The sequence below is a fragment of the Citrobacter sp. wls716 genome (genome assembly GCF_005280975.1).
GTDB classification, from domain to species: Bacteria; Pseudomonadota; Gammaproteobacteria; order Enterobacterales; family Enterobacteriaceae; genus Citrobacter; species Citrobacter youngae.
This window is the reverse complement of sequence record NZ_SZWX01000057.1, coordinates 167643-181833: the sequence shown is the minus strand read 5'-3', so window position 1 is coordinate 181833 and position 14191 is coordinate 167643. Positions and strand designations below refer to the sequence as shown.

Below are 14191 nucleotides of genomic sequence, written 5' to 3'. Positions count from 1 at the left end.
GCATGATCAATTCGCCCCGAGTGTGTATTCAGGTACAAAGCGTCTACATTGAGGCGCAATCCTCACCTGATGATGAACGTTACGTTTTTGCTTATACCGTGACTATCCGCAATTTGGGGCGAGCGCCAGTGCAGCTGTTGGGGCGTTATTGGTTGATAACCAATGGTCATGGGCGCGAAACCGAAGTTCAGGGTGAAGGTGTGGTTGGCGTTCAGCCCCATATCGAACCTGGCGAAGAGTACCAGTACACCAGCGGCGCCGTTATTGAAACGCCGCTGGGCACCATGCAGGGTCATTACGAAATGATCGATGAGCAGGGCATCGCCTTTACTATCGATATTCCCGTATTCCGACTTGCCGTTCCAACACTCATTCATTAAAACAATTTCTATGGCGACATACCTTATTGGCGACGTTCACGGTTGTTACGATGAACTGGTAGCCTTGCTGCATCAGGTAGACTTTACCCCTGGAAAAGACACCCTATGGCTCACCGGCGATTTGGTCGCGCGTGGGCCGGGTTCGCTGGACGTTTTGCGCTACGTGAAATCACTGGGCGACAGCGTGCGGTTAGTATTGGGTAATCACGATTTACACCTGCTGGCCGTGTTTGCCGGCATCAGTCGTAATAAACCAAAAGACAGAGTCACATCGCTGCTCGAAGCGCCGGATGCTGACGAATTAATCAACTGGCTTCGTCGTCAGCCGCTGCTGCAGGTAGACGAAGAGAAAAAACTGGTCATGGCGCACGCTGGCATTACCCCTCAATGGGATTTGCAGACCGCGAAAGACTGCGCACGGGACGTAGAAGCCGTGCTGTCGAGCGACTCGTATCCGTTTTTTCTTGATGCGATGTATGGCGACATGCCGAACAACTGGACCCCGGAGCTGACGGGGCTGGCGCGCCTGCGTTTTATTACCAACGCGTTTACCCGCATGCGTTACTGCTTCCCCAACGGTCAACTGGATATGTACAGCAAAGAGTCACCAGAAGACGCACCTGCCCCGCTGAAGCCGTGGTTTGCCATTCCTGGCCCTGTCAGTGAAGCGTACAACATTGCATTCGGGCACTGGGCATCGCTGGAGGGTAAAGGCACGCCAGAAGGTATTTACGCGCTGGATACGGGGTGTTGCTGGGGAGGCGATCTCACCTGTCTGCGCTGGGAAGACAAACAGTACTTTGTGCAGCCATCAAATCGCCATCTGAATCTGGATCCTGGCGAAGCGGTCAACGCCTGATAGTCGTCTGCTGAGAGGTTTATGCCTGATGACGCTACGCTTATCAGGCTTACATCTGGCACAAGAGTAGGCCGGATAAGGCGTTTCGCAGCCATCCGGCACTTACAGGATTAACGACGCTCCAGAATCTCGAAGCAGTAGCTGTGAGAGTTTTGCGCGTCGGCATCATGGAACTCACTGAAAACAGACTCCCAGTCATCCGGTTCGTAGTCCGGGAAATGCGTATCCCCTTCGACTTCAGCATCAATGTGCGTCAGATACAGCTTCTGCGCTTTTGGCAGGAACTGCTCATACACGCGCCCACCGCCAATCACCATAATCTCTGGTTCATCACCGCAGGCCGCAATGGCTTCATCAACAGACTTCACCCACTGCACACGATCGTCGGTGCCAGGCTTGCTGCTGATGACGATATTTTTACGCCCAGGTAACGGTCGCCCGATGGATTCCCAGGTGTGGCGTCCCATGACAACCGGCTTGTTTAAGGTATTACGTTTAAACCAGGCGAGATCGGCAGGGAGGTTCCACGGCATGGCGTTCTCCATACCGATGACGCGATCTACCGCTAACGCCGCAATCAGACTGATCATTGAATATTTCCCGGATACAAAAAAATTGTCGCCACTATACGGAAAGCGCAATCTTTCGTCGACTGGCGGAAAGAGGATGAACAGGAAAATTTTCCGTTCTGCTGGCGAACCGACCTATTTAAGGTGGTACGCCAGCATTACAGTAGTTCAAAAACAGCCAATTAGCAGTAAAGTTTGCAGAACATCACATTTTTTACCCTATGCTGACGGTTTCACTTCCGGCTCATCGGCGACGTCGCCCGTATGCTTACCTTCATCCGTGCCTTGCCAGCCATGGCGTTGAATTAACGATAAGTGCTGACGATCTTCCGCAATAATTTCACTCAGCATTGCGCTGGTGCGCTTATAAACAGCCGCACGCGAAATCGCGTCATCTTCACCTTTCACCATCTCCTCAACCATCAATATATTGAAGCGCCGGAAGACATCGGCCCGCTCACGCGCTTCATAGCGCCCAAGCCCGAGCCCCTCCAACGCCAGACGTCCGGTCTTCAGTGCACCTTCAAAGGTTTCGCGTTCCGGCATATCCACGCCTGCCTGGCGTAGACGGATGTAATGATCCACGTCGCGCGCACGGGCAATAATTTGTAGATGCGGGAAATGTTCTTTCACCATTTCGGTCAGTTGCAGGCTGGTTTGCGGATCGTCAATGGCATTAATGATCACTTCCGCTTTGGCTGCTCCGGCTGACTCCAGCAGATCCATCCGGGTCGCATCGCCATAGAAAACCTTCATGCCGAATTTACGCAGCGTTTCGATATGGTCCGGGTCATGATCAAGAACCACCATTTTGACCCCGCTCGACAACAACAGACGACCGGTTATCTGGCCAAATCGCCCAAATCCAGCGATGATCACCCGCGGTTGCTCCTCATCGATTTCATCCGCTTCCCGCGCTTCACCGGTCGCCGATTTTTCCAGACGCGTAAGAATCACCAGTAAAATCGGCGTCGCCGCCATCGACAGCGCGACCGCCAGCGTCAGCGATTTCGCCCAATCAGGGTCAAGCACGTTTGCCATTTGCGCCGCGCCAAACACCACGAAGGCAAACTCACTGCCCTGCCCAAGTAATACGGCAAACCAGCGACGCTGCTTGTTCGGCACCTGTAAGGGTTTCGCTATCAGCCACAGCATGACGGTTTTAATCACCAGGAAACCAACCAGCAGAATGATAATACGCAAAGGATTATCAATCAGCGTACCGAAGTCGATAGACATCCCCACGCCGATGAAGAACAGCCCCAGCAGCAGCCCCTTAAACGGCTCAATATCACTTTCCAGCGCGTGGCGATACTCAGAGCTCGCCAGCAGCACGCCAGCCAGAAACGCCCCCATCGCCATCGACAGGCCAACCTCTTCCAGGAGCAGACCAAAACCGAAAACGAGGAACAGCGCGACGGCGCTGAATACTTCCCGCAGGCCCGAACGCGCAACAAAACGCAAGGCCGGACGTGTGACATAACGCCCTAACAGCACCACCAGCACCAGCGCGCCCGCGACCTTAAGGGCGGACAATGCAAATGCCCCAAGCGTGGTCGATGCACCGCTCGCCGCCAGTAACGGGATCATCGCCACCAATGGAATAGCGGCGATATCCTGGAACAGCAGCACGGCAAACGCGCTACGGCCCATTTGCGAAACCATCAGGTTGCGTTCATTCATTGCCTGCATAGCGATGGCCGTTGAGGAAAGCGCCAGCGTCATGCCGATCAGTTCCGCTACCTGCCAGCGCAGGCCAAGGAACATACAGAACAAACCAATTAAGCCGCCGCAAACCACCATCTGTAGCGCACCGCCGCCGAACACCGAGGCCCGCAGCTTCCACAAACGCTGTGGATCCAGCTCCAGACCAATGACAAACAGCATCAGCACCACGCCGATCTCGGCAAAATGCAGGATGGATTCGGCGTCCGTCACCAGCCTCAAACCCCATGGTCCGATAATGCACCCGGCAATGAGATAGCCCAGCACCGACCCTAACCCCAGCCGCACGGCAATGGGGACTATCAGCGCCGCCGATCCGAGATAAATCAGCGCCTGTATCAGCGTATGGCTATCCATGGTGTTCCTCCTGCCATTCCATCAGACGCTGTTTGTAGTGACGCGCCTGCGCCTGCAGCGTTTCGTCATCACAGATAAACGTACAGTGCATCGCAAACGGCGGCAGCCATTTGAGTCCGCAATATAACGCCGTCGCCTGTAAAGGCTGGGAAAGCACGTCAAACCCGGGGTGGGAACCGATATCAAAGTGGTTTTCACCGCCACCGGTGGTTACTGCCCACATCAGGTGTTTGCCATGCAGCGCGGTACCGCCGTGACCATACGCCCAGCCGTGGGAGAGGACCTTATCCATCCACAATTTGAGTAACGGAGGAGTGCTGTACCATTGCATGGGATGTTGCCAGATAATCAGGCTCGCACGTGACAGCGCGTCCTGTTCTGCGGCGATATCGATATTGAAATCGGGATAGAGTTCATAGAGCGAACGAACCTCCACCCCTTCCAGTGTCCTTACCTGCTCAAGCATCCGCTTATTCGCATGCGAATGCTGCGGATAGGGATGCGCATAAATGATGAGAATCATGATTAGCCTGTATCACTGCATTATTGTAATAACAGTGAGTTTAGTCACTTAATCCACAGGCTAACAGTCAATATTATTGAGTGGCTGAATGGAGAAAACTGAACTAGTTATCCAGTTCGCTCATATCCTTAACCTGATCGCGGTTAATTTGTTCCGTCTTGCCTGTTTGCGCGTTTTTGTACGACACCAGGCCGGTATCATCATCAACCTGCGGTTTGCCGTCAGTGACGATTGTTTTGCCATCGGTGGTTTTAACCGCCTGGTTTGAGGAACAACCGGCCACGGTAAACAGTGCTGCGGCGGTAAAAATTGAGGTGATCAGAATATGTTTTTGCATGGTGTTCTCCCTGCTTTTCAGTTGTTTTCAGTGATATACCCGTTAACTGTAGGCTAACTAACTGAGTTGCAGGGAAAATACAGAACACTCCTAATAGCCCGCCCTGGTCACGGGCTTACTGCGAATCGTCATTTGACTGGTTTGCGTCAGCGTCAGACCTCGCGTTTCCGGGGCGAAAGCGATGGACACAAGCAGGCCAATCAGCGAAATTCCTGCGCCCATCAGCATGACATTGCTGATACCGTATTTGGTGATGAATACCGGCAGCGCCCAGGTTGAAACAATAGTACCGATACGGCTTAAGGACATAATCACCCCGACGGCAGAGGCACGAATATCGGTGGGGAACAGTTCGTTAGGGTATAGCCACTGCAGGTTTCCCGGTCCCCCCGAGAAAAACGCGTACACCGCAAACGCCAGCACCACCAGCCACGCCCCCATATCAGGAATTAACCCCAGCACAGCCAGCGCCAGCGTCATCATAATAAAGCTGCCAATCAACAACGGTCGGCGGCCCGCGCTATTGAGCCAGAACATGGGCGGAATGCACCCCAGCATAAAGCACAGGCTTATCACCACATTGCCCAACGCGGCGCTTTTCCCGGCACCAAGCCCCAACAGTCCAACAATCTGCGGACCAAAGGTATAAATGGCGAACATCGGGATCACCTGACAGGTCCAGATGGCGGCAACAAACAGGACAAACGGGAAATGACGGCGGTTAAACAGCTGGAGAAAACGCGTCTCCTGCGGTGCTTCTTCATCGAATACCACCGGTTCGCCGAACAGTTTGATCATCATCGCTTCACACTCTTTCACCCGACCTTTACGCAGCAGCCAGCGCGGCGATTCAGGAAGATCGAAGCGCCCAATCAGGATCAAAATACAGGGGATCACCGCGCTGCCCAGCATCCAGCGCCATCCTCCTTCAACATCATACAGCCAGTAACCGACCAGATCGGCACAGGTGGCGCCGACATACCACATCGCGGCGATAAAACCGATGGAGAAAGCGCGCTGACGAGTATTGGAGAACTCGGTAATCATCGAGGTTGCAATCGGGTAATCGGCACCAATCACAATGCCGATCAGCACGCGCATCACCAACAGTTCAACGGGCGAGGAAACAAACATGGTTGCTGCCGATATCACGCCAATGGCGATAATATCGATGATGAACATTTTGCGCCGCCCGACCTTATCGGAAATGTAGCCAAACAGCGACGTCCCCACAAACAGACCGGCGAGCGTGCCGGCGCCCAGCAGACCAATCCACTGTGCGTCCAGTTTCAATGCTGGCGTGAGCTGTTCCAGCGCCACGCCAATCATCACCAGCACATAACCATCCAGAAATGGCCCACCGCTTCCCCACAGCATTATCCGGCGGTGAATAGAGGTAAATTTGATGTCATCAAAGTTCCTGGGCTGCTGCATAGCGACTTCCTGTTTCAACACGGGCAAAGCGTCATCTGTAGGCCGGATAAGGCGTTTACGCCCCCATCCGGCACTGGCGTCACATGATTGCCGGATGGCGACGCTACCGCGTCTTATCCAGCCTACGGGTGTACAACCTCATACTTATTAACCGTAGCGAAACTCCACACCAAATGTCCCACGCGGGTATTCCCACTTTTCCAGCGCTGTATCAAGCCCGAGAATGCGGCACGTTCCGCACTCCAGGCATCCGGCGTAATCAAACCGTACGCTGCCGTCGTCCTGTTTTTTATACAGCCCTGCTGGACAGGCCTTAATCAGCACTTCCAGCGCCTGTTTATCAGGATCGGTTTTGAGAATGATATGCGGGCTGTCTTCATCGACATTGAACTTATTGACGCCCAGTTTGACGTCCACATTGACGGGAGATGTCATAATACGGTCACTCCTTTCAGGCCATCTTTCATCAGGTTGATGAAGCCCACTTTCTTCGCATGGCGCAGGATTTTTTTACGCATTGGCACCGGGGCAGAGCCATCTACGGTGAACAGGTCGCGTGCGATACTGACCGCCATTTCGGGATAGGCGGTAAACATGCGCGGGTTATCAAGAAAAGCAGGAAGCTTCTGGTACATACGCATATCGCGCATCGGGCCATCGTCCAGATGCTGACGATATTCACCCAGCGACTGCTTGCTAAAGTCGTCGCGCTTCATCGCTGAAAGCACCGTTTTCGCCGCCGCTTCGCCAGCGGATATGGCGAGATCCATACCACGGATGGTAAAGCCGAGGTTCATACACATTCCGGCAGCATCACCGGCAATCAGCACTCCGTCCCCCACCAGTTCAGGCTGCATATTGATACCGGCTTCCGGAACAACATGCGCGGCATATTCCACCAGCTTGCCACCGGCGATCAGCGGGGCAACCGCCGGATGCTGTTTGAAATCTTCCAGCATTTGCGGGACCGATTTTTTCGCGTCTTTCAGGTGATGAAGGCCGCAGACCAGTCCCAGAGAAAGGGTTGTTTCATTCGTATACAGGAAGCCACCGCCCATCAACCCATCAGTTGGCGAACCGGCAAACAGGCAGGCTGCACCTTCGTTCCCCTGTAACTGGAAACGATCTTCAATCACCGATTTGGGCAATTCGATCAGCTCTTTTACGCCGACAGCAACATGCGATGCTTCAACGCGCTTTGCCATGCCCAGTTTTTCTGCCAACAAAGAATTCACCCCGTCGGCGAGGATCACCACTTTGGCTTCCAGAATATCGCCGTCGGCTTCCACTCCCACGACTTTACCCTCGCGCTGCACAACGTTATCCACACGAATACCGGTGATAAGCTGGGCGCCCGCCTCCTCGGCCTGCTCCATCAGCCAGGCGTCAAATTTGCTACGTAAGACGGAATAAGAAACCTGCGACGATGCGGCCTCTTCACCATTGCAATAGTCGATGGTCATCGCCCCTTTGTCGGTCATAAAGGCGAGCTTTTCGTGGGTGATTATGCGTTCAATGGGGGCCTGCTCAGCAAAACCGGGAATGATGCGCTCCAGGCTATGCGCATACATGCGCCCACCGGTGACATTCTTCGCGCCAGCAGAATTGCCGCGCTCGATAACCAGCACCTGTGCACCTTCCCGAGCCAGCACCAGCGCCGCAACCGAACCAGCCAGACCTGCACCCACGATGATGGCATCAAAGATATCTTCGGACATACATACTCCTGTCAGCGGCAGGATACCTTCGCATCCTGCCCGAATGGTTTAACGCGCTAAGGCAGCCGTCAGCGCAGGCAGGATCTTCAGCGCATCGCCAACGATGCCGTAATCCGCATACTGGAAAATCGGCGCATTTTTGTCTTTGTTGATGGCGAAAATCGTCTGTGCGCCGTTGGCGCCGACCATATGTTGGATCTGCCCGGAGATCCCCACCGCCAAATACAGTTCAGGCTTGAGCATCAGGTTGGAAATGCCGACGTAGCGTTCGTGCTCCATCCACTTCTCGTTTTCCGCCACCGGACGGGAACAGGCCAACTCAGCGCCAATCGTCTGGCACAGCGCTTCTGCCAGCGAGATATTTTCTTTGCTACCAATACCGCGTCCCACGCTGACCACCAGACGGGCTTTGTCGAGATCGACGCTGTTGCTCTGACGCGCCTGAGTTGCCGTACGGGTCACGGCAACGGACGGATCCTGCCACTGTACGGTATGCATCTCGCCGCGGCGGTTAGTATCCGGTTGCTGCGCGTCAAACGTTCCGCTACTGAGAGTTACCACGGCAAACGGCGAAGCGATGGTTTCTGCCCCTATCGCCAGGCCGCCGTAAACCATATGTTTGACCGCCGCTTTTCCATCCTGCACCGCGACTGCGCTGGCGTCGTTTGAAACGGCTGCCGACAAGCGAAAACCCAGTTTTGCCGCTAACAGCTTGCCGCGACGCGTATTCGGCAGCAGCACTGCGCCGCCCTCGCTATGCTGACGAATGGTCTGAGCCATCACATCGGCGTACTCTTCAACCATACGGTCTTCTGGTTTGCCACTGAGCAGCCAGACATGATCCGCGCCTAAATGACATGCCGTTGCGCTGTCCGCATCGCTGAGCACAAACGTGTTAACTTTTTCACCTAAAGCCTGCGCACCTTTCATCAGTTCCGGCAGACGAGAAGGGGTATCGCTGAATACCCAGACACTGGAAAATTTGTTCATAACATCCCCTGATAATTAAATGATTTTGCGAAGATTCTCGACAAACGCGGCAATCTGTTCTTCACCGTCACCTTCAATCACAACGCGCTGACGCTCGCGCTGTTTCGGCGCAGCAACCTGCTGTGCGGAATACGCCTGTACGCTGTTCAGCCCAATGTCTGTAGGCGACCAAACCTGAACCGGTTTTTTCGCCGCGCCAAGAATGGCTTTCATGGAAGGGATTTGAGGGGTGTTGATATCCGTTGAGACCGCGATCACCGCCGGGAGCGGGATGCTCAGTGTTTCGACTTCATCTTCCAGCTCACGCTCTACCGTCAGCGTGCTATCGGTAAGAGAGAGGATTTTACTCACGCCATTAATCGTGGGAACGTTCAGCGCTTCGCCCACCAGCAGACCAACCTGCTGAGCATAGAGATCGGAAGAACCGTCACCACAGATAATCAGATCGAAACCGGCTTTTTGCGCGGCGGCGGCCAGCGCGGTAGCCGTTTGTTGTGGCAGCGCCTGTTCAAATTGATCGTCAATGACAACAATCAGTTCATCAGGGCCACGGGAGAGTACATCTTTGCGCCCTTTTGCATTGGTCAGCGCTTTGCCGCCGACGCTCATGGCGACAACCAGGGCCTCTCCTGCCTGTTGTTTTAACTGACAAGCCGCTTCGATCGCATTCAGGTCGTACTGGCTGATTTTGCCATCCGCTTTGCTGAAATCGAGTGAACCATCAGTATTATTAATCGCAATATCCTGTTCATCAGGTACGCATTTGTAGCAAGTAATTATCTTCATTGCATCTCCAGAAATCATGAAGGAAACGTATTTATATCGGCGGTGTTAAATACAGATATCACGCTCTTTAATTCGGAAATAAAACCTTAATCACCAATATTGAAAATGTCACACATTGAAATTCGTAACTTTCAATAGTGTTACGTACCTCACCAATATTGAAAGAGTCACGTCAAATATGAAAATTTTCAATATTGTCTGCGGGTTCAACAATATTGAACGCCAGTCACTTAAAAAAGTTAAAAAACCACAATCAATATACTGATTAATAACAAAAAATACAGGATTTTTAAGCAAATTAACCAGCATAAAAAAGTGTGACACAGATAACAGAATCGCCCGAAATGAATACTCATTATGAGTTACTCACTGAGGCGACCCCAGAGGTTAAAAGTTATCAACAAATCATTAATAATAAATAAACAAAAGATCGTTCACGGGCTCGCTAAATAAATTTCGTTTTCACACTGGAATTCACTTATGAAAAATGAAAAGAGAAAATCGGGAATTGAACCGAAGGTTTTTTTTCCGCCATTAATAATAGTTGGAATACTTTGTTGGCTAACAGTAAGAGATCTCGATGCCGCTAACGTCGTTATTAATGCGGTATTCAGTTATGTCACCAATGTCTGGGGCTGGGCATTTGAATGGTATATGGTCGTCATGCTAGGCGGCTGGTTCTGGTTGGTTTTTGGCCCGTATGCCAAAAAGAAATTAGGCGACGAAAAACCGGAGTTTAGTACCGCCAGCTGGATCTTTATGATGTTCGCCTCCTGTACTTCAGCCGCGGTGCTGTTCTGGGGCTCTATAGAGATCTACTACTATATCTCTACCCCGCCGTTCGCCCTGGCGCCCAATTCCACCGGTGCGAAAGAGATAGGCCTGGCATACAGCCTGTTCCACTGGGGGCCGTTGCCGTGGGCAACCTACAGCTTCCTCTCCGTTGCCTTCGCCTACTTCTTCTTTGTGCGCAAGATGGATGTGATCCGTCCCAGCTCCACGCTGGTACCGTTAGTGGGCGAAAAGCATGCGAAAGGGCTGTTCGGCACCATCGTTGATAACTTCTACCTGGTGGCGCTGATTTTTGCGATGGGTACCAGCCTCGGTCTGGCGACGCCGCTGGTAACCGAGTGTATGCAATGGCTGTTCGGTATTCCGCATACGCTGCAATTAGATGCCATCATCATTACCTGCTGGATCATTCTGAACGCCATTTGCGTAGCCTGCGGCCTGCAAAAAGGGGTCAGGATCGCCAGCGACGTGCGTAGCTACCTGAGCTTCCTGATGCTGGGCTGGGTGTTTATTGTCAGCGGTGCCAGCTTCATCATGAACTACTTCACCGACTCGGTCGGCATGCTGCTGATGTATCTGCCGCGCATGCTGTTCTATACCGATGCCATCGGCAAAGGCGGATTCCCGCAGGGCTGGACTGTTTTCTACTGGGCGTGGTGGGTCATTTACGCCATCCAGATGAGTATCTTCCTGGCACGTATTTCTCGTGGTCGTACCGTACGTGAACTGTGCTTCGGGATGGTACTGGGCCTGACAGCTTCGACCTGGATCCTGTGGACCGTCCTTGGCAGCAATACCCTGCTGCTGATGGATAAAAACATTCTCAACATCCCACAGCTGATTGAACAACACGGCGTGGCGCGCGCCATTATCGAAACCTGGGCCGCCTTGCCATTCAGCACCGCCACCATGTGGGGATTCTTTATCCTCTGCTTTATTGCCACCGTCACGCTAATTAACGCCTGCTCCTACACCCTGGCGATGTCCACCTGTCGCGAAGTTCGCGATGGTGAAGAACCGCCGCTGTTGGTGCGTATCGGTTGGTCCGTTCTGGTCGGCGTCATCGGCATCGTTCTGCTGGCGCTGGGTGGGCTGAAGCCCATTCAGACCGCAATTATCGCCGGAGGATGTCCGCTGTTCTTCGTCAACATCATGGTGACGCTGTCCTTTATTAAAGACGCCAAAGTGCACTGGAAAGACAAGTAATTCTTATTAACCCAATTGATCAAGAGGCTGAAAGATGGATTTCAACTTAAATGACGAGCAGGAACTGTTTGTCGCCGGTATTCGTGAACTGATGGCCAGTGAGAACTGGGAAGCTTATTTTGCCGAGTGCGATCGCGACAGCGTCTACCCTGAGCGTTTTGTAAAAGCACTGGCGGATATGGGCATCGATAGCCTGTTGATCCCGGAAGAACACGGCGGGCTGGAAGCCGGTTTTGTCACCGTTGCCGCCGTCTGGATGGAACTCGGACGTCTTGGCGCACCGACTTACGTGTTGTACCAATTACCTGGCGGTTTTAACACTTTTCTGCGTGAAGGTACCCAAGAGCAAATTGATAAAATCATGGCGTTCCAGGGAACCGGTAAGCAGATGTGGAACTCTGCCATCACCGAACCGGGAGCGGGATCGGATGTTGGTAGCCTGAAAACCACTTATACACGTAAAAATGGTAAGGTTTATCTTAATGGCAGTAAGTGCTTTATCACCAGTAGCGCCTATACCCCGTACATCGTGGTGATGGCGAGAGATGGCGCATCGCCGGATAAACCTGTTTATACCGAGTGGTTCGTTGACATGAGCAAAGCGGGTATCAAGGTCAACAAACTGGAGAAACTCGGTCTGCGTATGGATAGCTGCTGTGAAATCACCTTTGACGACGTTGAGCTGGACGAGAAAGACATGTTCGGTCGGGAAGGTAACGGTTTCAATCGCGTGAAAGAAGAGTTTGATCATGAACGCTTCCTCGTCGCGCTGACCAACTACGGTACGGCAATGTGCGCGTTTGAAGACGCCGCGCGCTACGCCAACCAACGCGTACAGTTTGGCGAAACGATCGGCCGTTTCCAGCTGATTCAGGAGAAGTTCGCGCACATGGCGATCAAACTGAACTCCATGAAAAACATGCTGCTGGAAGCCGCATGGAAAGCAGATAACGGCACTATTACCTCGGGCGACGCGGCCATGTGCAAGTACTTCTGCGCCAACGCGGCATTTGAAGTGGTAGACACCGCCATGCAGGTGCTGGGTGGCGTGGGTATCGCGGGTAACCATCGCATCACGCGCTTCTGGCGTGACCTGCGCGTTGACCGTGTTTCTGGTGGTTCTGACGAAATGCAGATCCTGACGTTGGGTCGTGCGGTACTCAAGCAATACCGTTAATCGACCCCTTGTAGGCCTGATAAGACGCTCGCGTCGCCATCAGGCAATTATGCCGGATGGCGCTGTGCTTATCCGGCATACATACCGCAAAAAAATGCCAGGAGCAAAATTATGGATCACTTACCAATGCCAACCTTTGGCCCACTTGCCGGGGTACGAGTTGTCTTTTCAGGGATCGAAATTGCCGGTCCGTTCGCCGGACAGATGTTCGCCGAATGGGGGGCTGAGGTTATCTGGATTGAAAACGTTGCGTGGGCCGATACCATCCGCGTACAGCCTAACTATCCGCAGCTCTCACGTCGTAACCTGCACGCCCTGTCGCTCAATATTTTCAAAGATGAAGGTCGGGAAGCGTTTCTGAAGCTGATGGAAACCACCGATATCTTCATTGAAGCCAGTAAAGGCCCGGCCTTTGCCCGTCGCGGCATTACCGATGAAGTGCTGTGGGAACATAACCCGAAACTGGTTATCGCCCACCTTTCCGGCTTCGGCCAGTTTGGTACCGAGGAGTACACCAATCTTCCGGCTTACAACACCATCGCGCAGGCGTTCAGCGGCTATCTGATTCAAAACGGTGATGTTGATCAGCCGATGCCAGCCTTCCCGTACACCGCCGATTACTTCTCCGGGATGACCGCAACGACAGCGGCGCTGGCGGCTCTGCACAAAGTCCGCGAAACGGGTAAAGGTGAAAGCATTGATATCGCCATGTACGAGGTGATGTTGCGCATGGGTCAGTACTTCATGATGGATTACTTTAACGGCGGCGAAATTTGCCCACGTATGACCAAAGGCAAAGACCCGTATTACGCTGGCTGCGGTCTGTATAAATGCGCCGATGGTTACATCGTCATGGAGCTGGTCGGCATCACGCAAATCAACGAGTGCTTCAAAGATATTGGCCTCGCCCACATTCTTGGCACACCGGAAGTCCCGGAAGGCACCCAGCTTATCCATCGCGTGGAATGCCCTTACGGCCCGCTCGTGGAAGAGAAACTGGACGCGTGGCTGGCAACACACACCATCGCCGAAGTCCAGGCGCGCTTTGCTGAGCTGAATATCGCCTGCGCGAAGGTGCTGACCATTCCGGAACTGGAAGGCAACCCGCAGTACGTTGCCCGTGAATCGATTACTCAGTGGCAAACGATGGATGGTCGCACCTGCAAAGGACCGAATATCATGCCGAAATTTAAAAACAACCCAGGGAAAATCTGGCGTGGCATGCCGTCACACGGCATGGATACCGCCGCCATTCTGAAAAATATTGGATATAGCGAAGCAGACATAAATGAGCTGGTCGGCAAAGGCCTGGCCAGAGTTGAGGAATAAACGCGACGC

The 14191-nt window shown here is 53.1% G+C and carries 14 protein-coding genes; 5 read left to right on the top strand and 9 right to left on the bottom strand.

All coding sequences use genetic code 11. The features are described 5' to 3' along the window. The first annotated feature begins 2 nt into the window (after nucleotides 1-2). Together apaG and apaH are read left to right on the top strand one after the other, a co-directional pair. The gene (apaG, locus tag FDX24_RS22675) at nucleotides 3-380 is read left to right on the top strand and encodes a Co2+/Mg2+ efflux protein ApaG (protein ID WP_003018867.1); all 378 of its coding nucleotides are present in this window, start codon (nucleotides 3-5) and stop codon (nucleotides 378-380) included. 10 nt (nucleotides 381-390) lie between these two features. Then, nucleotides 391-1239 carry a bis(5'-nucleosyl)-tetraphosphatase (symmetrical) ApaH gene (gene apaH, locus FDX24_RS22670; RefSeq protein WP_137364978.1) on the top strand — a complete coding sequence of 283 codons (849 nt, stop codon included), beginning with the start codon at nucleotides 391-393 and terminating at the stop codon, nucleotides 1237-1239. 110 nt (nucleotides 1240-1349) lie between these two features. On the opposite strand, the gene folA is transcribed toward apaH, so the two are convergent. The 9 genes from folA to FDX24_RS22625 form a co-directional block, all read right to left on the bottom strand. After that, nucleotides 1350-1829: a type 3 dihydrofolate reductase gene (gene folA / locus FDX24_RS22665; RefSeq protein WP_003018873.1), complete on the bottom strand. Its 480-nt coding sequence runs from the start codon at nucleotides 1827-1829 to the stop codon at nucleotides 1350-1352. A gap of 198 nt (nucleotides 1830-2027) precedes the next feature. After that, nucleotides 2028-3890, bottom strand: a complete 1863-nt coding sequence (gene kefC, locus FDX24_RS22660) for a glutathione-regulated potassium-efflux system protein KefC (protein ID WP_048212725.1) — start codon at nucleotides 3888-3890, stop codon at nucleotides 2028-2030. Then, entirely contained in the window at nucleotides 3883-4413 is a 531-nt protein-coding gene (gene kefF / locus FDX24_RS22655; RefSeq protein ID WP_048212726.1) for a glutathione-regulated potassium-efflux system oxidoreductase KefF, read from the bottom strand. Before kefF ends, kefC begins: the two co-directional genes overlap by 8 nt. 103 nt (nucleotides 4414-4516) lie before the next feature. Beyond that, nucleotides 4517-4750, bottom strand: coding sequence for a YgdI/YgdR family lipoprotein (locus FDX24_RS22650; RefSeq protein WP_003018880.1), 234 nt, complete (start codon nucleotides 4748-4750; stop codon nucleotides 4517-4519). 90 nt (nucleotides 4751-4840) lie between these two features. Then, nucleotides 4841-6184: an MFS transporter gene (locus tag FDX24_RS22645; RefSeq protein ID WP_137364977.1), complete on the bottom strand. Its 1344-nt coding sequence runs from the start codon at nucleotides 6182-6184 to the stop codon at nucleotides 4841-4843. 147 nt (nucleotides 6185-6331) lie between these two features. Continuing rightward, nucleotides 6332-6619: a ferredoxin-like protein FixX gene (gene fixX / locus FDX24_RS22640; protein ID WP_000203736.1), complete on the bottom strand. Its 288-nt coding sequence runs from the start codon at nucleotides 6617-6619 to the stop codon at nucleotides 6332-6334. After that, nucleotides 6616-7902 carry an FAD-dependent oxidoreductase gene (locus tag FDX24_RS22635; RefSeq protein ID WP_103768428.1) on the bottom strand — a complete coding sequence of 429 codons (1287 nt, stop codon included), beginning with the start codon at nucleotides 7900-7902 and terminating at the stop codon, nucleotides 6616-6618. Before FDX24_RS22635 ends, fixX begins: the two co-directional genes overlap by 4 nt. Before the next feature lie 48 nt (nucleotides 7903-7950). Further along, nucleotides 7951-8892, bottom strand: a complete 942-nt coding sequence (locus FDX24_RS22630) for an electron transfer flavoprotein subunit alpha/FixB family protein (RefSeq protein WP_137364976.1) — start codon at nucleotides 8890-8892, stop codon at nucleotides 7951-7953. 15 nt (nucleotides 8893-8907) lie between these two features. After that, nucleotides 8908-9678: an electron transfer flavoprotein FixA gene (locus FDX24_RS22625; protein WP_137364975.1), complete on the bottom strand. Its 771-nt coding sequence runs from the start codon at nucleotides 9676-9678 to the stop codon at nucleotides 8908-8910. A gap of 480 nt (nucleotides 9679-10158) precedes the next feature. Here FDX24_RS22625 and caiT point away from each other — a divergent pair, with 480 nt between their 5' ends. The 3 genes from caiT to caiB all read left to right on the top strand — a co-directional run bounded on the left by caiT (nucleotide 10159) and on the right by caiB (nucleotide 14182). After that, complete coding sequence (gene caiT / locus FDX24_RS22620; RefSeq protein ID WP_048212731.1) at nucleotides 10159-11676, top strand: L-carnitine/gamma-butyrobetaine antiporter; 1518 nt, start codon at nucleotides 10159-10161, stop codon at nucleotides 11674-11676. A 34-nt stretch (nucleotides 11677-11710) separates the two neighbouring features. Next, complete coding sequence (gene caiA, locus FDX24_RS22615) at nucleotides 11711-12853, top strand: crotonobetainyl-CoA dehydrogenase (protein ID WP_003018898.1); 1143 nt, start codon at nucleotides 11711-11713, stop codon at nucleotides 12851-12853. Nucleotides 12854-12964: 111 nt separating this feature from the next. Further along, the gene (gene caiB, locus FDX24_RS22610; protein WP_048212732.1) at nucleotides 12965-14182 is read left to right on the top strand and encodes an L-carnitine CoA-transferase; all 1218 of its coding nucleotides are present in this window, start codon (nucleotides 12965-12967) and stop codon (nucleotides 14180-14182) included. Nucleotides 14183-14191: the final 9 nt, after the last annotated feature.